At 59.4% G+C, this 21,944-nt stretch carries 19 protein-coding genes; 14 read left to right on the top strand and 5 right to left on the bottom strand.

Features of this window, described 5'->3' with window-relative positions; all coding sequences use genetic code 11:
* The first annotated feature begins 114 nt into the window (after window positions 1-114).
* The 8 genes from paaA to FH08_RS0122390 all read left to right on the top strand — a co-directional run bounded on the left by paaA (window position 115) and on the right by FH08_RS0122390 (window position 6,382).
* The gene (gene paaA, locus FH08_RS0122425; RefSeq protein ID WP_031360505.1) at window positions 115-1,113 is read left to right on the top strand and encodes a 1,2-phenylacetyl-CoA epoxidase subunit PaaA; all 999 of its coding nucleotides are present in this window, start codon (window positions 115-117) and stop codon (window positions 1,111-1,113) included.
* Window positions 1,114-1,130: 17 nt separating this feature from the next.
* On the top strand, window positions 1,131-1,415 hold the full coding sequence (paaB, locus tag FH08_RS0122420; RefSeq protein ID WP_031360504.1) for a 1,2-phenylacetyl-CoA epoxidase subunit PaaB: 285 nt from the start codon (window positions 1,131-1,133) through the stop codon (window positions 1,413-1,415).
* A 14-nt stretch (window positions 1,416-1,429) separates the two neighbouring features.
* Window positions 1,430-2,230, top strand: coding sequence for a 1,2-phenylacetyl-CoA epoxidase subunit PaaC (gene paaC / locus FH08_RS0122415; RefSeq protein WP_031360503.1), 801 nt, complete (start codon window positions 1,430-1,432; stop codon window positions 2,228-2,230).
* A 5-nt stretch (window positions 2,231-2,235) separates the two neighbouring features.
* Entirely contained in the window at window positions 2,236-2,766 is a 531-nt protein-coding gene (paaD, locus tag FH08_RS0122410) for a 1,2-phenylacetyl-CoA epoxidase subunit PaaD (RefSeq protein WP_152602890.1), read from the top strand.
* An 8-nt stretch (window positions 2,767-2,774) separates the two neighbouring features.
* On the top strand, window positions 2,775-3,863 hold the full coding sequence (gene paaE / locus FH08_RS0122405) for a 1,2-phenylacetyl-CoA epoxidase subunit PaaE (protein ID WP_031360501.1): 1,089 nt from the start codon (window positions 2,775-2,777) through the stop codon (window positions 3,861-3,863).
* A gap of 144 nt (window positions 3,864-4,007) precedes the next feature.
* Entirely contained in the window at window positions 4,008-4,823 is an 816-nt protein-coding gene (locus FH08_RS0122400; protein WP_031360500.1) for a DUF1835 domain-containing protein, read from the top strand.
* A 65-nt stretch (window positions 4,824-4,888) separates the two neighbouring features.
* Window positions 4,889-5,494: a TetR/AcrR family transcriptional regulator gene (locus tag FH08_RS0122395; protein ID WP_031360499.1), complete on the top strand. Its 606-nt coding sequence runs from the start codon at window positions 4,889-4,891 to the stop codon at window positions 5,492-5,494.
* Between the two features lie 222 nt (window positions 5,495-5,716).
* Complete coding sequence (locus FH08_RS0122390) at window positions 5,717-6,382, top strand: GNAT family N-acetyltransferase (protein WP_051888446.1); 666 nt, start codon at window positions 5,717-5,719, stop codon at window positions 6,380-6,382.
* Between the two features lie 137 nt (window positions 6,383-6,519).
* On the opposite strand, the gene FH08_RS0122385 is transcribed toward FH08_RS0122390, so the two are convergent.
* Window positions 6,520-7,023: an Lrp/AsnC family transcriptional regulator gene (locus tag FH08_RS0122385; RefSeq protein WP_031360497.1), complete on the bottom strand. Its 504-nt coding sequence runs from the start codon at window positions 7,021-7,023 to the stop codon at window positions 6,520-6,522.
* 157 nt (window positions 7,024-7,180) lie between these two features.
* Between FH08_RS0122385 and hppD the strand changes: the two genes are divergently transcribed.
* The gene (hppD, locus tag FH08_RS0122380; protein ID WP_031360496.1) at window positions 7,181-8,284 is read left to right on the top strand and encodes a 4-hydroxyphenylpyruvate dioxygenase; all 1,104 of its coding nucleotides are present in this window, start codon (window positions 7,181-7,183) and stop codon (window positions 8,282-8,284) included.
* Window positions 8,285-8,927: 643 nt separating this feature from the next.
* A complete protein-coding gene (locus tag FH08_RS0122375; RefSeq protein WP_031360495.1) occupies window positions 8,928-12,527 on the top strand; it encodes an indolepyruvate ferredoxin oxidoreductase family protein in 3,600 nt (1,199 codons plus the stop codon).
* 72 nt (window positions 12,528-12,599) lie between these two features.
* On the opposite strand, the gene FH08_RS49585 is transcribed toward FH08_RS0122375, so the two are convergent.
* The 3 genes from FH08_RS49585 to FH08_RS0122365 all read right to left on the bottom strand — a co-directional run bounded on the left by FH08_RS49585 (window position 12,600) and on the right by FH08_RS0122365 (window position 17,184).
* Complete coding sequence (locus FH08_RS49585; protein WP_051888443.1) at window positions 12,600-13,736, bottom strand: YadA family autotransporter adhesin; 1,137 nt, start codon at window positions 13,734-13,736, stop codon at window positions 12,600-12,602.
* Complete coding sequence (locus FH08_RS50525; protein WP_075583360.1) at window positions 13,654-14,562, bottom strand: ESPR-type extended signal peptide-containing protein; 909 nt, start codon at window positions 14,560-14,562, stop codon at window positions 13,654-13,656. The genes FH08_RS49585 and FH08_RS50525 overlap by 83 nt, the downstream gene beginning before the upstream one ends.
* Before the next feature lie 333 nt (window positions 14,563-14,895).
* A complete protein-coding gene (locus tag FH08_RS0122365) occupies window positions 14,896-17,184 on the bottom strand; it encodes an NADP-dependent malic enzyme (protein ID WP_031360494.1) in 2,289 nt (762 codons plus the stop codon).
* A 524-nt stretch (window positions 17,185-17,708) separates the two neighbouring features.
* On the opposite strand from FH08_RS0122365, the gene FH08_RS0122355 reads away from it, so the two are divergent.
* Entirely contained in the window at window positions 17,709-18,395 is a 687-nt protein-coding gene (locus FH08_RS0122355; protein ID WP_031360493.1) for an orotate phosphoribosyltransferase, read from the top strand.
* Between the two features lie 87 nt (window positions 18,396-18,482).
* Here the strand turns inward: FH08_RS0122355 and FH08_RS0122350 are convergent, their stop codons facing one another.
* Complete coding sequence (locus FH08_RS0122350) at window positions 18,483-19,187, bottom strand: response regulator transcription factor (RefSeq protein WP_031360492.1); 705 nt, start codon at window positions 19,185-19,187, stop codon at window positions 18,483-18,485.
* A gap of 396 nt (window positions 19,188-19,583) precedes the next feature.
* Here FH08_RS0122350 and FH08_RS0122345 point away from each other — a divergent pair, with 396 nt between their 5' ends.
* The 3 genes from FH08_RS0122345 (at window position 19,584) to argC (ending at window position 21,941) form a co-directional block, all read left to right on the top strand.
* On the top strand, window positions 19,584-20,111 hold the full coding sequence (locus FH08_RS0122345) for a YbhB/YbcL family Raf kinase inhibitor-like protein (RefSeq protein WP_031360491.1): 528 nt from the start codon (window positions 19,584-19,586) through the stop codon (window positions 20,109-20,111).
* Window positions 20,112-20,272: 161 nt separating this feature from the next.
* Complete coding sequence (locus FH08_RS0122340) at window positions 20,273-20,839, top strand: flavodoxin family protein (protein ID WP_031360490.1); 567 nt, start codon at window positions 20,273-20,275, stop codon at window positions 20,837-20,839.
* A 148-nt stretch (window positions 20,840-20,987) separates the two neighbouring features.
* A complete protein-coding gene (gene argC / locus FH08_RS0122330; protein WP_031360489.1) occupies window positions 20,988-21,941 on the top strand; it encodes an N-acetyl-gamma-glutamyl-phosphate reductase in 954 nt (317 codons plus the stop codon).
* Window positions 21,942-21,944 lie beyond the last annotated feature (3 nt).

Here is a 21,944-nt window from a genome sequence, read left to right as displayed (position 1 = left end):
GCGAAGGATGGACGGGGAAACGGGATTTAGTGCCATCTCAAAAAATAACTATTAACCGACCGGACGGTCGGCTTATAATTGCGCCACAGTGACTTCCTAGAGCGAGCGATCGTCATGTACACGCAATCCCTCGATATCCCCGGCAACGTGCAGCCAATTGATCCGGCGTCCACATCGCCGGAACTCAGCCGTTTCGACGCTGTGATGGCCGCCGACGGCAAGATCGAACCCCAGGACTGGATGCCCGAGGCGTATCGCAAGACGCTGGTTCGCCAGATCTCGCAGCACGCGCATTCGGAAATCGTCGGCATGTTGCCCGAAGGCAACTGGATTTCGCGCGCGCCGAGCCTGAAGCGCAAGGCGATCCTGCTCGCGAAGGTGCAGGACGAAGGCGGCCACGGCCTCTATCTATATAGCGCGGCGGAAACCATGGGCGTGTCGCGCGATCAGCTCGTCGATGCCCTGCATGCCGGAAAAGCCAAGTATTCAAGCATCTTCAATTACCCGACGCCCACTTGGGCAGACGTCGGCGTGATCGGCTGGCTGGTGGACGGCGCGGCGATCATGAATCAGATTCCGCTCTGCCGCTGCACGTATGGCCCCTACGCGCGCGCCATGATCCGCATCTGCAAGGAAGAGTCGTTCCATCAGCGGCAAGGTTTCGACGCACTGCTCTCCATGATGAAAGGCACCGACGCCCAGAAGGAAATGGTCCAGCAGGCAGTGGACCGCTGGTGGTGGCCGGTGTTGATGATGTTCGGCCCGAGCGACAAGGATTCCATCCATAGCGGCCAGTCGTTCAAATGGGGCATCAAGCGGATATCGAATGATGATCTGCGGCAGAAATTCGTCGATGCCACCGTCGAGCAAGCCAAGATCCTCGGCGTCACACTGCCCGATCCCGATCTGAAATGGAACGAAGAACGGCAGGCGCACGACTACGGCGAAATCGACTGGGAAGAATTCTGGCGTGTCGTGAACGGCGACGGCCCGTGCAACAAGGAACGCCTCGCCACGCGAGTCAAAGCCCACGACGACGGCCTCTGGGTTCGTGAAGCCGCCCTCGCCTACGCCGCCAAACAAGCCGCGCGCGCGCAAAAGCAAGCTGCATAAAGGTAAAGGAGCGACAAATGAATAACGAATGGCCGATCTGGGAAGTGTTCGTGCGCAGCAAGCAGGGCCTTGACCACAAGCATTGCGGCAGCCTGCACGCACCGGATGCACCGGGCGCGCTGCGCATGGCGCGCGATGTCTACACGCGGCGTCAGGAAGGCGTGAGCATTTGGGTTGTGCCGTCGGCGGCAATCACCGCCTCCGATCCCGCCGATAAAGCCGAGTTCTTCGACCCGGCAGGCGACAAGATCTATCGTCACCCGACGTTCTTCGTGCTGCCCGACGAAATCAACCACATGTGAGCGAAGGTCTAGCCATGACGACGTCCCAACATCTGTCATACGTGTTGCGCCTCGCCGATAACGCCCTGATCCTCGGTCAGCGCAATGGCGAGTGGTGCGGACACGGCCCGGTGCTCGAGGAAGATATCGCGCTGGCCAATATCAGCCTCGATCTGATCGGCCAGGCACGGTTGCTCTACTCGCACGCGGCCACGCTCGATGCCGAGCTTTACGGCACGAAGAAAACCGAAGACGACTACGCGTATTTCCGCAACGAACGCGATTTCCGCAATTACACGCTGACTGAGTTGCCGCATGCCGGCCCGTTATCGGGCACGGCACGTTCGGATCGCGACTACGCGGTGACGGTGGTTCGCAACTTCCTTTATTCGACGCTGATGGCGCATCTGTGGACCGCGCTCACGCAATCCACCGACGCGCAACTTGCTGCAATCGCGTCGAAGTCGATCAAGGAAACGCGTTATCACCTGAATCACGCGAGCGACTGGCTGCTGCGTTTCGGCGATGGCACCGAGGAATCGCATCGTCGTGCGCAAGCGGCGGTGGACTATCTGATGCCCTACACGCGGGAGTTTTTCAGCACCGATGACGTGGAAACGAGCATCGCCGATGCGGGTATCGGTCCGCTTAACGCTGATCTGGAAGCCGCGTGGCGTGAAGACGTGGACGCGACGCTTGCGCAAGCTACGCTGCAAAAGCCCGCCGATGCCAAACACGTGACGACCGGCAAGTTCGGCGAGCATTCCGAGCACATGGGTTTCCTGCTCGCGGAATTGCAAAGCCTTGCGCGGCAGCATCCAGGCGCAACGTGGTGAACTCGATGATGACCGCCGCCGAAGCTTCGCTCGATCGAGTATGGGAAGTGCTGGACGCTGTGCCCGATCCGGAAATCCCGGTGGTGTCCATCCGCGAGCTGGGTATTCTCCGCGATGTCCGCCGCGCCGCCGACGACGCATTGGAAATCGTCATCACGCCCACGTATTCGGGCTGCCCGGCGATGTATCAAATTGCGGAAGACATTGGCACGGCTTTGAACGAAGCGGGTTTTACCAAGCATCGTATTGAGACCGTGCTGGCGCCGGCGTGGACCACCGACTGGATGACCGACGTGGCCCGCGACAAGCTCAGGCAATACGGCATCGCCCCGCCCATGGGCAATTGCGGCTCAAACGAACACGTGCCGCAAGAGCGGCCAATCCGCTTCGTGCCGCGTGTCGTCGATAAACCCGCCTGCCCGCGCTGCGGTTCATCCCATACCGAACGCCTCGCCCAATTCGGCTCGACGGCGTGCAAGGCGCTGTATCGCTGCATGGATTGCCGCGAGCCGTTCGACTACTTCAAACCGTACTGAAAACGACCATGGCGACTCCGCAATTCCACTCGCTGCGCATCCGCGACGTCCGTCCCGAAACCGCCGACGCTGTCACGGTGTCCTTCGATGTCCCCGAAACCCTGCGCGATGCGTTCCGCTTCACGCAAGGCCAGTTCGTCACGTTGAAGACGCATATCGATGGTGAGGAAACGCGGCGCTCGTATTCCATTTGCGTCGGCGTGACCGATTACGACCGCGACGGCGAATTGCGTATCGGCATCAAGCGCGTGCGGGGTGGCCGCTTCTCGAACTTCGCGTTCGATACGTTGAAGCCCGGCCATGAAATTGAAGTGATGACGCCCGATGGCCGCTTTTTCACGCACCTGAACGCCGATCACGTGAAGCACTACGCGGCGTTCTCGGGCGGTTCGGGCATCACGCCGGTGCTCGCGATCATCAAGACGACGCTGGAAACGGAGCCGACCAGCCGTTTCACGCTGATCTACGGCAATCGCAGCGTGGACGCGATTATGTTTGCCGAAGAACTGGAAGACCTGAAGAATCGTTTCATGAGCCGGTTCTCGCTGTACCACGTGTTATCGGACGATTTGCAGGATGTCGAGTTGTTCAATGGCGTGCTGAACCAGGAGAAGTGCGCGGCGTTCCTGGAGACGCTCGTTCCCGCCGATGCAATCGACGAAGCCTTTATTTGCGGCCCCGGCCCGATGATGGACGCCGCCGAAGCCGCGCTGAAAATCGCAGGCGTGCCGCCGAAGCAGGTCCACGTGGAACGCTTCGGCACGCCGTTGCCGCAAGCAGGCGTGCCGGCAATCGAGATCACGGACGACACCCCGGCGGCGGATCTGGAACTCATCATCGATGGAAAGAAGCGCAAGCTACGCCTGCCGTATCTGGGCGTGAGCGTGCTCGATGTCGGCTTGAAAGCCGGACTCGCGCTGCCCTATGCGTGCAAAGGCGGCGTGTGCTGCACGTGCCGCGCGAAGGTGCTGGAAGGCGAAGTGCGCATGGAAAAGAACTACACGCTCGAGCAACATGAGATTGACGCGGGTTTCGTGCTGACCTGCCAGTGCCATCCGATTTCGGATCGCGTGGTTGTGAGCTATGACGAACGTTGAACGCCCGGTTGGCGGATTGCGCTGATTCGATTCGCTTACACTAGGGGCCGCCCGTTGCAAATGCGGTGTGCCGCGCCTTGTCGCCGCACTCGCCGCCTTTACACGCATAGGGCAGCCTACTTACGTTTGCGGTCACCGTCACTGATGAGCACCATCCACGTTACCAACGGCGACCACGCCGCCGAGATTCTGCGCGAAGCCTTGCAAACAGCGGCCCGCGAGGAACGCGTCATCCCGTTGAAGGACGACCTTGCGGTCGGCCAGTTGCGGGGCATCGACGACAATCCGGAAACCCGGGCGTTGTTCTGGCAACAGGTGCTGAACGAACAGAAATTCGATTTCATATCGAAGCTCAAGGAACAGGACGCGCTTCTGCGCGAACTCGCGCAAGACAGCGGACAGGTCGTGATCTGGCACGGCCAGAGCGCCAGTGACCAGCTAACGTTGCGACGAGTGGCCTACACGTTGCGCAACACACCGCAGCGCCTGAACGAAGCCAAGCTTTCCCATGAAGACCTGCCCATCGTCACCGCTGGCGACGGCGTGCAGCAGCGCCGCGGCCGTGAAGACGGCGTGACGGCGGTCGGCATGTTCACGGCGGCTGAACTGGGCGACAAGCTGCCGACGGCCGCGCCCATTTCGGTGTTGCGCATCAGCCGTCTCGCGCTGGAATGGCAGGAAGTGAAGCAGATCAATAGCGAGACCCGTCGATGGCGTGACAACACGTTCACTGCCGGCACCTATTCCGATGTCGATGAAACCATCCTCCAGATCGCCAGCGATGGCTGGCAGGAAGCGCGCAAGCTCGCCGGTCAGGTGATGGGCTCGAGCTTCGGTTTTCTGGTCAGCGATTCGATTGCTTTCTGGCGCTGTCGCGAACTGGTGGCGGCGGGCAAACTGCAGATTCGCGGTGATCTCGGCAAGGTAGCCGACGCCCAGCTGCGCCGCGCCGCGCGCTAGTCGTCTATTCGCCCCGCATTCGTCAGACTAGAATCCCCGATCGACCCGCACTTCTTCGAGACTCAATGGCCCGTACCAGAGCGCCTGACCACGACACCCAACGCGAGCAGATCCTCGAACTCGCTGCCGCGAAATTCGCGCAGACCAGCTACCCGAGTACATCGATGGCCGACCTCGCTGCGGCCAGCGGCACCTCCAAAGCGCGGCTTTACCACTACTACGCGAGCAAGGAAGCGATTCTCTTCGACCTGCTCGACCGCTACACGAAGCGCCTGATGCTGATCATCGCGGAAGTGGAAGGAGCAAGTCAGCGGCGCGGCTTGACCGAGCGCGAGGCGTTCGCCGAGCTGATTCGCGCGTTCCTTACCGAATATGAAACGTCGCATAGCCGGCACGTTGCGTTGCTCAACGACGTCAAATATCTCGAAGACACGCAGCGTGAAATCGTGCTCGAACGCCAGCGCGGCATTGTCGCGGCATTCGCCCGGCAACTCGCGCGCGCTTACCCGAAGCGGGCGACGAAGGAAAACCAGACCGCGCTCACGATGATGGTGTTCGGCATGATCAACTGGACATTCACCTGGCTGAAGCCGGATGGGAAGCTGGGTTATCGCGAATTCGCGGAGCAAGTTGTGAGCGTGATCGAGCACGGGATGAACGGCGACAGTTGAAATGCTGCAATGCGACATTTCGTTATCGCACGACTGTACGATTCACGCAATACGGTATAAGTCTTTGTTTTATAGCCATTTTTATTCGTAATACTTGAAGCTTAGACGTACTCCTCCACAGTAAATTACGGGTTTTCCCTAGTACTCGCTCGGTGGTTCGGCTAAAATTCGTTTTGCGACGCACCATGTCGTATGACGAATCAAGGAGCCACCATCGTGAACATGCCTTTCAACCGCCACACCGCATCGATCTTCGCAGCTGCCGATCGTTTTCAAACGGCTGCCGGTCGTCCGCCCGTTCTCGTCCGTGAATTGTCTTCGACCGATCGCGAACGCTTGCTCACCCACTTTCTCGCCCTCGACGAAGACGACCGCCTCCTGCGCTTTGGCCAGATCGTGCCGGATCGTGTGATCGAGAACTACGTCGCGAATATCGATTTTTCGCGCGATACGGTTTTTGGCGTCTTCGACGAGCAGTTGAACCTCGTGGGCGTCGGCCATCTGGCCTATCTGCCTGCCGAAGGCGACAAGCGCACGGCAGAGTTCGGCGTGTCGGTGCTGGAAAGCGCGCGTGGCAAAGGCGTGGGTAGCCGCCTGTTCGAGCGCGCCGCCATCCGCAGCCGCAATACGCACGTTTCATCGCTCTACATGCATTGCTTGTCACGAAACAAGACCATGATGCACATTGCGAAGAAGTCGGGAATGAAGATCGAGTATGCGTATGGCGAAGCCGACGCATATTTGTCGCTCACACCCGCCGACCAGGGCAGCATCCTGACGGAAATGTTGCAAGAGCAGGCAGCGGTCTTCGATTACGCGGTCAAGCGCCAAGCGCGCCGGGCATCGCAAATGTTTCAGGCGTTCATGCCTACCGCAGACGCGGCCTGAAGTAAGGACCTCCAGTACCGGGGTCCCAGGCACAAATCAGCAAGCATGCGCAAAAGCACGAAAGGCGGCGAAAGCCGCCTTTTTTGCGTCTGAAGCTTTTGGATTGAGCGTGCGGCCCGCTAATTTAATGAACCGGTTTAACGAATCGGCAGCGCCGTCGTTTCCTTGAAGCGTTCTAGCGAGAAGCTGCTTTTCACGTCCACTACGGACGGATGATGCAGCAACGTGTCCTGCATGAAGCGTGAAAAGTGTTCCATGTCCTCCACCTGGACACGCAACAGATAGTCCATGTCACCGGTCATGGCGTCGCACGCCACCACTTCCGGCCAGGCGCGCACGGCTTCGCGAAACCGGTCCGCATGCGTTGGCGGATTTTTCATTCCCGCCGATACCGGCGTCCCGCCACGTTTTTCCAGCCGCACATTGACGTACGCGAGCAGCCCGAGCCCGAGGAGGCGCGGTTCCAGCAGCGCGACGTAACCGCGGATCACGCCCTCTTCCTCCAGCCGCCGGATTCGCCGCAAGCATGGACTTGGTGAGAGGTTCACTTGATCGGCGATGTCCTGGTTCGACAGCCGCCCGTTCACCTGAAGAATCGCGAGGATTTTCCGATCGATCGCGTCGAGTTCAATTTGAGCCATTTTCTGTCTCCTTTGCTCATTATGCCGCCATGAACGTGCGCCATCGTAGACACGGACGATTTACTTCGCAACTATCTGCCTCCCTTCCGTCGATAAACTTTGTCCCAATAACCACCGACTAATCACCGATCTATTTGCGCGGTTCAGGAGACAAAGCATGCAGGCGACGACTTGGGACAATCCCGTTGGCACGGATGGTTTTGAATTCATCGAATACACGGCGCCCGATCCCGTGGCGCTCGGGAAATTGTTCGAGCAAATGGGGTTCACCGCGATTGCCCGTCATCGTCACAAGAAGGTGACGCTGTACAGGCAGGGGGAGATCAATTTCCTGGTCAACGCCGAGCCTGATTCTTTCGCACAGCGCTTTGCGCGTTTGCACGGTCCATCGATTTGCGCGATCGCCTTCCGGGTCGCCGATGCAGGCAAGGCCTACAAACGCGCGCTCGATCTCGGCGCGTGGGGCTTCGACAATAAAACCGGCCCGATGGAACTTAATATTCCCGCGATCAAGGGAATCGGCGATTCGCTGATTTACTTCGTGGACCGCTGGCGCGGCAAGAATGGCGCGGAGCAAGGCAGCATCGGCGACATCAGCATCTATGACGTCGATTTCGAGCCCATTCCCGGCGCCGAGCAAAATCCGGTCGGTCACGGACTGACGTACATCGACCATTTGACGCACAACGTGCATCGCGGACGGATGATCGAATGGGCCGAGTTCTACGAGCGCTTGTTCAATTTTCGCGAGGCGCGTTACTTCGATATTGAAGGCAAGGTGACCTCGGTCAAGTCGAAAGCGATGAGCTCGCCGTGCGGCAAGATCCGCATCCCGATCAACGAGGAAGGCTCGGATACGTCGGGGCAAATCCAGGAGTATCTCGACGCCTATCATGGCGAAGGCATCCAGCACATTGCGCTGGGCAGCGACGATATCTGCAGCACCGTCGACAATTTGCGCAGCGCCAAAATCGCGCTACTGGACACTATCGACACGTATTACGAGCTCGTCGACCGGCGCGTGCCGAATCACGGCGAATCGGTGGCGGAACTGCGCAAACGCAAGATCCTGATCGATGGCGTGCGTGACGAAATCCTGCTGCAGATATTTACGGAAAACCAGATTGGCCCGATCTTCTTCGAGATCATCCAGCGCAAGGGCAATCAGGGTTTCGGCGAAGGCAACTTCAAGGCGCTGTTCGAATCGATTGAGCTCGATCAGATACGGCGTGGCGTAGTGAAGGACACGAGCGCCAGCTAAAACGTGCGGTTTGAATAGAAATGCCGGGGATCCAAAAATCCTCGGCATTTTTTTGTTATTGCGTTTGAGAGCATTAACGACGCCGCGGCCTGAACGGACTCAACGGCTTCTCTCGCGCATCCAGCCCCTCAAGCGTCCGCGTCGTCCTTATTTTCCGCCGCCTGCTTACTAGAAATCTGTTCGACTCGAACCTGCGAAATTCGTGGTCTGCCGGAGATCGTTGCCTCCGATCCAGCCGGTCCGCCAACTCGAACTGGCGCGTTCATTGCAAAAAATGCTGCGGAAACCATCAAAAAGCTTTGGATGTATCGTTGTTTCACTGCTTCCTCCTTCAACTGCGTGCATCGGTATGTCCAGCAATCGCGCACATTCGTGCTCTTCCTGCCGGCAACGCCGGCAGGAATGTGCATCGATCGCGGGTTTGAATGCGCTCGGCGCGAGCGGTTCCCCGATGACATCAAAATCCGGCCGTTTTTACACGTCGTAACACCTGTGCAATGTTGAAATTACTTTTCAGCGGGTTATTACCAGTGCTGTAAAAAAGGCAAAACAGGCAAACTCAGAATCCCGGCCGATGCGTCCACAAGACGCGAAGGCCCTAAAAATCTTTGGCGATCCCAAACGTTGGCGGAGAGACCCCACAATGAATGCCCCCCTTGACGCGGAACAACAAGCTTCCCTAGAAGCCGCGCTAAAAACCGTCACTCTCGACGACAAATACACCCTGGAACGCGGTCGCGCGTACATGAGCGGCATACAGGCGCTGGTTCGGCTGCCGATGCTGCAACAACAACGCGATCACGCCGCCGGATTGAACACCGCCGGTTTTATTTCCGGCTATCGCGGTTCCCCGCTCGGCGCACTTGATCAGCATCTCTGGAAAGCGAAGAAACATCTCGCTTCGCACGAGATCGTGTTCCAGCCCGGCGTGAACGAAGACCTCGCGGCGACCGCCGTCTGGGGCTCGCAGCAAGTCAATCTTTATCCCAGCGCCAAATACGACGGCGTGTTCTCGATGTGGTACGGCAAAGGTCCGGGCGTCGACAGAACCGGCGATGTCTTCAAGCATGGGAACTCGGCGGGTTCATCGCCCCATGGTGGTGTGCTTGTGCTTGCCGGCGACGATCACGCCGCCAAGTCCTCGACGCTCGCGCATCAGTCCGAACACATTTTCAAGGCGTGCGGATTGCCGGTGCTGTTTCCATCGAATGTGCAGGAATATTTGGATTTCGGCCTGCACGGCTGGGCAATGAGCCGTTACTCCGGCCTCTGGGTCGCGATGAAATGCGTGACCGATGTGGTGGAATCGTCGGCTTCTGTCGATATCGATCCGCATCGAACGCAAATTGTCTTGCCGACCGATTTTGCGATGCCCGATGGTGGCCTCAACATCCGTTGGCCCGATCCGCCACTGGTTCAGGAAGCGCGGTTGCTCGACTACAAGTGGTACGCCGCGCTCGCCTATGTGCGCGCGAACAAGTTGGACCGGATCGAGATTGAATCGCCGAACGCGCGCTTCGGGATCATGACGGCGGGCAAGGCTTATCTAGATGTGCGTCAGGCTTTATCAGACCTCGGTCTCGACGATGAAACCTGCGCGCGCATCGGCATTCGTTTGTATAAGGTCGGTTGCGTGTGGCCGCTCGAAGCGCAAGGCGCGCATGCGTTCGCGCACGGGCTGCAAGAGATTTTGGTCGTCGAAGAAAAGCGCCAGATCCTGGAATACGCGATCAAGGAAGAGCTTTATAACTGGCCCGATGCGCAACGGCCGCGCGTGTTCGGCAAGTTCGACGAGAAGGACGGCGCCGGCGGCGAATGGTCCGTGCCAATGGGCAACTGGTTGCTGCCGGCGCATTACGAGTTATCGCCGGCGATTATCGCGAAGGCTATCGCCACACGACTCGACAAGTTCGACCTCCCCTCCGATGTCCGCGCGCGCATTGCGACGCGTATCGCAGTAATCGAAGCAAAGGAAAAAGCGCTGGCGCGCCCGCGCGTTGAGGCCGAGCGTAAGCCGTGGTTCTGCTCGGGCTGTCCGCACAATACATCGACGAATGTGCCCGAAGGTTCGCGCGCGCTGGCCGGTATCGGTTGCCACTACATGACCGTGTGGATGGACCGCAGCACGAGCACGTTCAGCCAGATGGGCGGTGAAGGTGTGGCATGGATCGGCCAGGCGCCGTTCTCCAACGACAAACACGTATTCGCCAATCTCGGCGATGGCACGTACTTCCACTCCGGCCTGCTCGCGATCCGCGCAGCGATCGCGTCGAAGAACAACATCACGTACAAGATCCTCTACAACGACGCCGTCGCGATGACCGGCGGGCAACCTGTAGACGGCGTCCTCACCGTGCCGCAGATCACGCATCAACTGGCGGCGGAAGGCGCGACGAAGATCGTGATCGTCACCGATGAACCCGAGAAATATCAGGCGAACGTTGGGCTGGCGCCGGGTATCGATGTATTTCATCGTGAGAAGCTCGATGAAGTTCAGCGCGCGCTACGTGAGATCACCGGCACCACGATCCTGATCTACGACCAAACTTGCGCGACGGAAAAACGTCGACGCAGGAAACGCGGCGCGTACCCCGATCCGGCGAAGCGCGTCGTCATCAACGAAGCCGTCTGCGAAGGCTGCGGCGATTGCTCCGTGAAATCGAATTGCCTGTCGGTCGAACCGCTCGACACCGAATACGGCACGAAGCGCCAGATCAACCAGTCGACCTGCAACAAGGACTACTCGTGCGTGAACGGTTTCTGCCCGAGCTTCGTCACGGTTGAAGGCGGGCAGTTGAAGAAACCGAAGGTATCGAGTATTTCCGGCGATGCAATGCCTCCCGTGCCGACGCCCGAGCTGCCGTTAATCGACCGTCCGTATGGCGTATTAGTCACCGGCGTGGGCGGCACGGGTGTTGTGACGATTGGCGCGTTGCTCGGCATGGCATCGCATCTCGAGCAAAAAGGCGTGACCGTGCTGGACGTCACCGGCCTCGCGCAGAAAGGTGGCGCGGTGATGAGCCATGTGCAGATCGCCACGCATCCCGGCGATATCCACGCCACGCGCATCGCAATGGGCGAAGCGGATCTGGTCATCGGCTGCGATCCGATTGTCACGGCCAGCGACGAATGCGGTTCGCGCATGCAACCTGGCCACACGCGCGTGGTGGTGAACAGCGCCGAAACGCCGACTGCCGAGTTCATCAAGAACCCGAACTGGCGCTTCCCGGGCGCGAGCGCGGAAGCCGATATCCGCACGGCCGCGGGCGAGCATGTTGCGCTCGTCGATGCCAATCGCTTCGCCGTTGCTTTACTCGGCGACGCCATTTACACCAATCCGTTCGTGCTGGGTTTTGCGTGGCAACGCGGCTGGGTGCCGTTGCGGCATGAATCGCTGGTTCGCGCGATCGAATTGAATGCGGTGCAAGTCGAGAAGAACCTAGCGGCGTTCGAATGGGGACGTCACGCGGCGCACGATCTTGAAGGCCTCACGCGCTTTGTCAAGGCGCAGGGTCGGGGAGGGTTATCGACTGGATCGGAAGGTGGCAGCAAGATTATCGCGCTGCATACGCCGAAGGCGTTGGACGCGCTGATTGAAAAGCGCATCGATTATCTCGCCGAATACCAAAACGACGCGTACGCGGCGCGTTACGCTCGCCTCGTGACCGACGTGCGTAAGGCGGAAGCGGCGCTCGGTTTGGGCGATGGCACGTACGCATTGACTGAAGCCGTTGCGAAGAATCTGCACAAGCTGATGGCGTACAAAGACGAGTATGAAGTCGCGCGCCTTTACGCCGATCCGGCATTCGTGGAGCGGTTGAAAGGGAGCTTCGAAGGAGACTGGAAAGTGAAGTTCCACCTCGCGCCGCCAATGCTCTCAAAGAAAGACGCGCATGGTCATCTGATCAAAAAGCAATACGGCCCGTGGGTGTTATCCGCCATGAAGGTTTTGGCAAAGATGAAGTTCCTGCGCGGTACATCGTTCGATATCTTCGGCAAGACTGAAGAACGGAAGATGGAACGCACGCTGATCACGGATTACGAGGCGCTGGTGAAGGAGTTGATCGGTGGATTGACAGCGGAGAAGTTACCGCTCGCGATAGAGCTGGCCAACCTGCCCGATTCGATGCGCGGTTACGGTCACGTGAAGGACAACAACGTGAATGCGGCGCGTGTGAAATGGAATGCGCTGTTGACTCGGTGGCGTGGTCATGAAGGCAGCGAGACGCGACAAGTAGCTTAAAACCTCGAGCATAAAAAAAGGGCGATCTGAAAATCCGGATCGCCCTTTTTTACATTAGTTTCAAACCATCAATCAGAACTCGTAGTCCGCGTGCGCCCGTACGCCCGAGTCTCCGCTCGGTGCGACCGATACTGCGCCGTTCACGATCCATCGTCCGCTGTCCGAACGATATGTCACGCCGGCACCCAACGCGGTATAGCCCTTGAAGTTGGCCACGCCTGCGCCGACGACCGTCTTGCCGGGCGCGCTCGGCGTCGCGGTGGGCATCGCCATTGCTGCGGCAATACCGCCGTATGCCGAACGTTGCAGTGATCGGAGGCTGGTGCCCATATCGTTGCGCAACGCGTTCACCTGGTTCACGTTTGCCGCGTCCGTCCCGTTGACGCCAGGAGCCACGTTCGTTACCCGACGCTCGTTGCCGGCCGAACCCACCGAGACCGTGTTGGCTTCATTGGCGACCGAGTTTGCGCCCAGCGCTACCGAGTTGTCGCCGGAGGCTTGACTGTTGCCACCGAACGCCACCGCGTTGCTGCCCGAAGCCTGCGAATTTCCGCCAACGGCCGCGGCGTTGGTGCCGGTCGCCGACGCATTCCCGCCGAACGCCACCGCGCTTTCGCCCGAGGCCATCGAATTCGAACCGTTAGCCGTCGAATTGTCGCCCGAGGCCGTGGCACTACCGCCCGTTGCCGTTGAGCCGCTGCCTGAAGCGGTGGCGTTCGCGCCGGCGGCGGTCGAGTTATCGCCGGAAGCCGTGGCGTTTCCGCCCGCAGCGATTGAATCCTTGCCCGACGCTGTAGCGTTCGAACCCGCGGCAGTCGAGTTATCACCGGAGGCTTCGGCATTCGCGCCGATAGCAGCCGCATCCTGACCCGACGCCATCGATCCTGTCATGCCGGACGCCTGGAAGTTGGCAATCGCGGTTTCCGTGCTGGTGACGCGGTCGTTGGTCGCGCTGAGTTGCGCGCCGTTGACGGCATCCGTACTGGACGCCGAGACGTCTCCGGCCGCGACATTGGTCAACTGCACCGCGTCCGTGGCAGCGTTTGCGCCGCCAAGCGTGATCTTGCTGTGATCGGCCGAATCGTAGGCTACGGCGTTTGCTGCCGTGTTCGCCACGGTCGCGAGGTCACCCTTCATTCCCGCGATGTCCGCCGAGTTCTGCGTCACCCGGCCGTCCAGATTGCCGATCGCGGAACCGACGTCGTTCACTTGCTTGCCGCCGACCGTGTATGACCGGCGTACCCGTGTTGCCCAGCGTCACGCTGTCGTGCGTCGTTGTATCGTATTTGACAGCATCGGCGACCGTCGCGTTGGTCGCCGCGAGTTGTGATCCGTTCACCGCTTCCGTGCTTGATATGCTCACGTCACCAGCCTTCACGTTCGTGATCTTTCGCTGGCTGGTGGCGCTGCCGACCGAAACCGTGTTCGCTTGGTCCGCCACCGAACCGGCGCCAAGTGCGACAGAGTTAGCCGCCGAAACTGACGACTTCGAACCCAGTGCTACAGCATTCGCGGCGTTGGTAACCGTGCCTGAGATGTTGACGGAATCACTGGAGCCAGTTGTTCCCGCGGTGCCATACGGATTAAACGCAAACGAGTTGGCCGAGTTGGTGACAGAGCCGCCATTTGGGGCGAAAAAGACGGTATTGCTTGATGCCGCGTCCATCGTCACTGCGTTTGTTCCACCGTTGCCCATGACGATCGACGAGGCGGCTCCATTTGTGATGATCGAACCGATTGAAAAAGCGTTGCCGCCATTCGTCTTGACGTTGTGCCCAATCGCTGTGGAGTCAGCGCCCGCCGCGCCGTTAGCGTAGGATCCGTCTCCCAACGCGTTGTCGTTAAGGCCCACCGTCGTGGCTCCGTTGCCAGTGGCAGTCGACGCCATCGCGCTGCCAGCTGCGAGGACCAGCGCTGCCGCAACTGCGCTCCGCGCTACCTTCCCCCCGCCCTTCCCGCGCCCGCGGCACAATTCCGACGCCGCAACCCAGGCACCCAGAGCTTCGCTCCAAACCGATTTAAAGACCTTGTTCATGCTGATTACCTGCAAAGAATTGTGCGAAAAGTGTCTGGCGCGAAACGAATCCGGGAAACGACTCGCTTGAACGCGCAGGAAAGTGAAACGATTCGCGACTCTACTCAGCACAACTTGGCATTCGAATCAGATTTGTCCGAATAGCGAAGGCGTCGCTAAACGCGCCACACCTTTGTTCATCCCAATAAAAATCAATAAGCTTTTTTAGCGCATCCGGGTTACATGCGACGGGCGTGCATAAAAAAACGGCGACTGGGTCAACCCAGCCGCCGCTTCATGGCCATCTCAATTTCTCAGCATCAACTCGTCAGGATATCGTAATACATCCGCAAATCACACCTCGTTGCTCGCTGCCTTCACCCGCGCATTCGCCGACGCCACCGCCGTCATGTTGATAATCCGCCGCACCGTCGCGGCCGGCGTCAAAATATGCACCGGCTTATCCGCACCAAGCAAAAACGGCCCGACCGTCACACCCTCGCCGCTCACCATCTTCAGCAAGTTGTACGTGATATTCGCTGCTTCCACGTTCGGCATGATCAGCAGATTCGCTTCACCCGTCAGCTTCGAGCCCGGGAACGCAGCCTTGCGCACCACCTCCGACAACGCTGCATCGCCGTGCATTTCACCATCGACTTCCAGATCCGGCGCACGCTCGGCGATCAGCTTGCGAGCCTCGGCCATGCGCTTCGATGAAGCCGTCGGCACGCTGCCAAAGTTCGAATTCGACAGCAACGCGACCTTCGGCGCAATCCCGAACTTCTCGATTTCGCGCGCCGCCAGGATGGTCATATCGGCGAGTTGCGTGGGCGTTGGGACCTCGTTGACGTACGTATCGCTGATGAAGAGGTTGCGTCCCGGCAGCATCAGCAAATTCATCGCAGCGAAGTTCTCGACACCCTCAGCCTTCCCCAACACCTGCTCGATAAATTTAAGATGGTCGTGATACGTATCGATCATCCCGCAGATCATGCCGTCGGCATCGCCCAGACGAACCAGCAGCGCGCCGATCAGCGTATTGAACTTGCGCAGCGCGGCCTTCGCGTTGTCTGGCGTCACGCCCTCGCGTGCAGCGATGTGGTGATACTCCTGCCAGCACTTCTGGTAACGCGGATCGTCTTCCGGATTCACTATCTCGAAATCGATGCCGGGCTTGAGCTTCGAGCCCATCTTCTGCAGACGCATTTCCACCACCGCCGGCCGCCCGATGATGATCGGCTTCGCGATCTTCTCCAGCAGCACGAATTGCGCGGCGCGCAGCACGCGCTCGTCTTCGCCCTCGGCGAACACAATGCGCGCAGGAGCCGACTTAGCCGCCGCGAACACCGGCCGCATCACCATGCCCGTGCGATAAACCGTCGTAGCCAGTTCCTCGCGATACGCGTCCATATCATGAATCGGCCGCGTCGCCACGCCCGAATCCATCGCGGCCTGAGCAACAGCCGGCGCGATCTTGATGATCAGCCGCGGATCGAACGGCTTCGGAATCAGGTACTCCGGACCAAACTCGAGCGAATGGCCTTCGTAGGCTTTCGCGACTTCATCGCCTTGATCGGTCTCTTCGGCCAATTCCGCGATCGCGCGTACGCACGCGAGCTTCATCTCTTCGGTGATCGTGGTCGCGCCCACATCGAGCGCGCCGCGGAAGATGAACGGGAAACACAGCACGTTGTTGACCTGGTTCGGATAGTCCGAACGGCCAGTGGCGATGATCGCGTCCGGGCGCACCTTCTTCGCTTCCTCCGGACGGATTTCCGGCTCGGGATTGGCAAGCGCGAGAATCAGCGGCTGCGTGCCCATGACCTTGACCATCTCCGGCTTAAGCACGCCGGCGCTCGAGCAGCCGAGGAACACGTCGGCTTTGTCGATGGCATCGGCGAGCGTGCGGTCGGTCGTGTTCGCGGCGTACCGTTCCTTCGACGGATCCAGGTTGCCGCGTCCTTCGTAGATCACGCCTTTGGAATCGCAGACCAGGATGTTGGCTTTGTTCAAGCCCAGATGGACGAGTAAATCGAGACACGCAATCGCTGCGGCGCCCGCGCCCGAACAGACCAGCTTCACTTCGTCCAGCTTCTTGCCGACCACTTTCAGACCGTTGAGAATCGCCGCCGATGCAATGATCGCTGTGCCGTGCTGGTCATCGTGGAAGACGGGGATCTTCATGCGCTCGCGCAGCTTCTTCTCGATGTAGAAGCACTCCGGCGCCTTGATGTCTTCCAGGTTGATGCCGCCAAGCGTGGGCTCGAGCATCGCGATGGCGTCGACGAGTTTGTCCGGATCGGTCTCCGCGAGCTCGATGTCAAACACGTCGATGCCCGCAAACTTCTTGAAGAGACAGCCCTTGCCTTCCATCACCGGCTTGGCAGCGAGCGGTCCGATATTGCCGAGACCCAGCACGGCTGTGCCGTTCGTCACCACGCCGACCAGATTGCCACGCGAGGTGTACTTCTGCGCATCGAGCGGGTCGTCAAAGATTGCCATGCAGGCAGCGGCCACGCCCGGCGAGTACGCCAGCGACAAATCCAGCTGGTTGTACAAGGGCTTGGTCGGCGTGACCGAGATCTTGCCGGGCTTCGGATACTGGTGATATGCGAGGGCGCTGAGCTTCAGTTGTTCGTCCATGATTGGCCTGAGACGTTTAGGAAAAGCGTTTGAAAATCAATGAAATGGAAAGCTTGGGAACTGCGTGCGGGACGATCAAGTCTCGTGACGAATCAAATGATTCCTGGCCGCCCGGCTAGTCTTGAAGGCGCTGCGCAACGGCTGCGCGCATGGAGACAAGCGCGTGGGCGCTGAAGTGAAACAAATGCCCATAGCATTTTTCGGGGATAAATAGTGTACACCGCGCGTTAAAGATGACGCGCAGCACCATTTCCGACAGAAACGACGCGTGAGCGTGCGAAAGCGCTTGCATCGATTGCTCGGCACGCCTTGGATTCACATGACAAATCCGGCAACGAAGCGGGGTTTCGCGTTACGTCCGTGTCTTGTCTGTCGGGTAAAATCTCGGCCTACGCGCGCATCGAACGCCGTCGGCATTTGCTCGACCGGACACTACCGTTGCGCCAGGCGCCATTGGCCGCCGTCGCTTGATCGCCGGTCACAACAGGCGCCAGGCGCCAACCCAAAACAGCAAGGATTCGCCCATGACAGGCTTCGACCGCCAGACGATCTCCGACACCACCGCCAAGATGCTGCTCGAGGTCCAGGCCGTGCATTTCAATGCGGACAAACCGTACATTTTCACGTCCGGATGGGCGAGCCCGGTTTATATCGACTGCCGCAAGCTGATCTCGTATCCGCGCGTTCGCCGCGCCCTGATGGAGATGGCCGAAACCACCATCCTGCGCGATATCGGCTATGAGCAAATCGATGCGGTGGCCGGCGGTGAAACAGCGGGCATCCCGTTTGCCGCCTGGCTGTCCGATCGGCTGATGGTGCCCATGCAATATGTGCGCAAGAAGCCGAAGGGTTTCGGCCGGAACGCGCAAATTGAAGGGTTGCTGACCGAAGGCCAGCGCGTCCTTCTGGTGGAAGACCTGACCACCGACAGCCGCAGCAAGATCAATTTCATCAACGCGCTGCGCACGGCCGGCGCGAAGGTGAATCACTGCTTCGTGCTGTTTCACTACAACATCTTCAAGGAAAGCGTCTCGGTATTGAAAGATATCGACGTGGAGCTGCACGCGCTCGCCACGTGGTGGGATGTGTTGCGCGTGGCGAAGGAAGCGGGCTATTTCGAGACAAAGACGCTGGATGAAGTCGAGAAATTCCTGCACGCGCCGGCACAGTGGTCCGCAGCGCACGGCGGCGTAACGGCATCGCCACAATAACCGTCTGAATGTGAATTTTTGTGTAATAAAAAAAGCCGTTCGTTTCTATAAACGAGCGGCTTTTTCATGCAACAACAATACCGAATATTACGTATTCACGGGAATGGCGTCATCGAGATTTCCATCGCCCACATAAGCCGATAGATTCAATAATCCATTACTCTGGGCATATTGAAACAATTCAGAATCCCGTTCAATGCCTAGCTTCCGCATGGCGGTATTCTTTTGCGTGCTGATTGTTTTAATACTGCGTTTCAACTGCGCGGCAATTTCAGTAATCGTCATGCCGGACACGAATAAACGCACCACTTCCAGTTCCCGCTTCGACAACACCACGTCACGCTGCTGGCCACTCGCCGACAAGCCCATGCTGTCGAGCGCCAGACGCACCGACGGTCCGATGTATTCCTGTCCCCGCATCACGTGGACGATGGCCAGTCCAATGTGGCTCAGATCGTCGGACTTATTGATCACGGCCGTCACACCCACCTCACGCAAGCGTTTCAGGAGGGCGGGATTTTCCAGCATGGTCAGCACGACGATGCGCACCGTCGGAAACTGACGCCCGATATAACCCAGCAATGGCATGCCGTCGCCAAATTGCCCCCCCGGCATGGCAAGGTCGGACACGACCACGTCGCAGGGCGATTTTTGCAGAAGCTGAATCAATTCCGTCGATTGACGCGCTTGCCCAATCACTTCGATCTCGGGAAACTTCAATAGCGCCTGCGCGGCGCCAAACAGAATGACAGGATGGTCATCGGCGATAATGACTTTTATCCGTTGACCCATTATTTTCCCCTCGCTCGTAAATGAACAAATCCCTCGCGCATTATAGGCAATGTGCTCCTACTCATTACATTGGCCCTTCAGCCGGGAGAGCGAAACTGCGGCTAAACCCGAAGTCACGGTGTTGACCCTTGCGGAGTCTTGTTTTGAACATTTGAAAAATTTTGTCCTTTCCCGCGATGTTAAACTTGATTCAAGCTCTAAGCCAATTTCTGAGACAAAATACATCGTTACAGTGGGTGAAACGCCAGATTTGGCCCCGCCCGTGACCGGAGAATTTGCACCATGCGCTTGGGGATCGGGCTTGTGGTTTGTGCTGTGTGCCGCGCTGTTGATTGGCGTGTCGTCGGGTTCCGCATTTTCCGCCGCGCGGTGCTGCTACCGGTTTTCTGCGCCGCGATGGTATCAAATGCGCCGCGTGCGGTCGCTGAAGTTATCGCCACTGCCCCTTTCACGTTGACAAGTACCGATCTTCGTCCGAACCAGCCGATGCCGCTCGCGCTCGTCTTCGAACAGAACGACTGCAAAGGCGGCAACCGCTCGCCGCAGTTATCGTGGCGCGGCGCACCTGCTGCTACGCAAAGTTTCGCGGTCACCGTCTTCGACCCCGACGCGCCCGGTCGCGGCTGGTGGCACTGGGCCGTAGCGGGCATTCCCGCGAGCGTCTCGCAGTTGCCGTCGAACGCAAGCGCCTCGGGCGTCCTGCGCAAAATGGGCGCAGTGGAAGCGCGCAATGACTTCGATATCGACGGTTACGCGGGTCCTTGTCCGCCGCCGGGCAAACCGCATCACTACGTCGTCACGGTCTACGCGCTCAGCAGCAGCGACTTGCGCCTGCGCCAGAGTAGCCCGGCGCTCATGTTCGAGCACGAAATCCGAACTACGACCATCGACAGCGCGCAACTTGTCGTCACATACGGGCGGTGAGCGGCCTTTATAGGGCGCCGGCGAGTCGAATTTGGCTTTGCTAGACTCGCCGGTGAACTACGCCGCCGTCGTTTTTTGCAACCGGCCAAAATATCGCGAAGACGCCTGGTTCGGGTTGTTCTTGCGCAACCCGCGGCTTTGTGTCGCAAACGGGGAATGAAATGCCAAAAATCGTTATCGTTTATCACAGCGGCTACGGCCATACGAAAAAAGCCGCCGAGGCCGTACTGGCCGGGACGATCGACGCCGGCGCGGACGCGAAACTGCTCGCCGTCGGCGATCTGGACGACGCCGGCTGGGCCGAGCTCGACGCTGCCGACGGCATCATCTTCGGCGCACCCACCTACATGGGCGGCCCGTCAGCGGACTTCAAGAAATTCGCCGATGCCAGCTCCAAACCGTGGTTCGCGCAATCGTGGAAGGACAAGGTCGCGGCCGGGTTCACCAATTCGGCGACCATGAACGGCGACAAGCACTCGACCATCGCTTACCTCATCACGCTCGCGATGCAGCACAGCATGCTCTGGGCTGGCACGGGCATGATGCCGTCGAATACGAAAGCGGCCACGCGCAACGACCTGAACTTCGTCGGTGGTTTTTCGGGCTTGCTGACGCAATCGCCGGCAGATGCGTCACCTGATGAAGCTCCGCCGCCCGGCGATCTGGAGACGGCGAAGGTGTTCGGTGCAAGGATCGCGGCCGTGACGGCGCGCTGGACCGGGAAGTAGTGTTTTCGGCGGCATTGCAACGTTTTTCAGGCCGATCGGCCGATGTGCCCGGCAATGCCATCGCGTTGTCGCGGAAGCGCATTAAAATGGCGTTTTGACCGCGCCCGGGCACATGACCTCCGGGCGCGACCGACCCAGCGAGATCGAGATGACCACGAAAGTATTTGTCGACGGACAGGAAGGCACCACCGGCCTGAAGATTTTCGAATATCTGTCCGAGCGGCGTGACGTCGAGGTGTTGCGTATTGAGGAAGCCCGGCGCAAGGACGTGGAGGAGCGCCGGCGGCTGATCAATGCGTCGGACGTGACGTTCCTGTGCCTGCCGGACGTCGCTTCGCGCGAATCGGTTTCGCTGGTGGACGCGGACAATCACCGCACGGTCGTGATCGACGCCAGCACGGCGTTCCGCACGCACGACGACTGGGCATACGGCCTTCCCGAACTCATGCCGGCGCAGCGCGAGCGTTTGCGCACGGCGAAGCGCATCGCGGTGCCGGGCTGCCACGCGTCGGCGTTCCTGCTGGCAATGAAGCCGTTGGTGGCGGGTGGTCTTGTCTCCGCGGATTTCGCCGCGCACGCGTATTCCATCACTGGCTACAGCGGCGGCGGCAAGAAGATGATCGCGGACTATGAAGCGGCCGGAAATCCGCGGCTGGACAGCCCGCGGCCTTACGCACTGAGTCTTGCGCACAAGCACCTGCCCGAAATGGCGGTGCGCTCGGGACTGAAGCACGCGCCGATGTTCACGCCTATTGTCGGCAACTTCCTGAAGGGCCTCGCCGTCACCACGTACTTCTCGCCCAATCAACTGTCACGCGCCGCCAAGCCGCAAGACGTTCAGGCGTTGTTTGCCGAGTACTACACGAACGAACCGTTCGTGCGCGTGTTGCCGTTCAATGCGGAAAGCAATCTCGACGATGGCTTCTTCGACGTCCAGGCTTGCAACGACACCAACCGGGTCGATCTGTTCGTGTTCGGCAATGACGAGCGGTTCGTCACCGTTGCCCGGCTGGATAACCTGGGCAAAGGTGCGTCGGGCGCAGCGATCCAGTGTATGAACCTTGCGATCGGCGTCGACGAGGAATCTGGGCTTGCGCGCTAAGCC

This window comes from Caballeronia sordidicola, assembly GCF_000729995.1.
Classification (GTDB): domain Bacteria; phylum Pseudomonadota; class Gammaproteobacteria; order Burkholderiales; family Burkholderiaceae; genus Caballeronia; species Caballeronia sordidicola_A.
The sequence above is the reverse complement of the archived record's forward strand: the minus strand, read 5'-3'. Positions and strand labels throughout refer to the sequence as shown.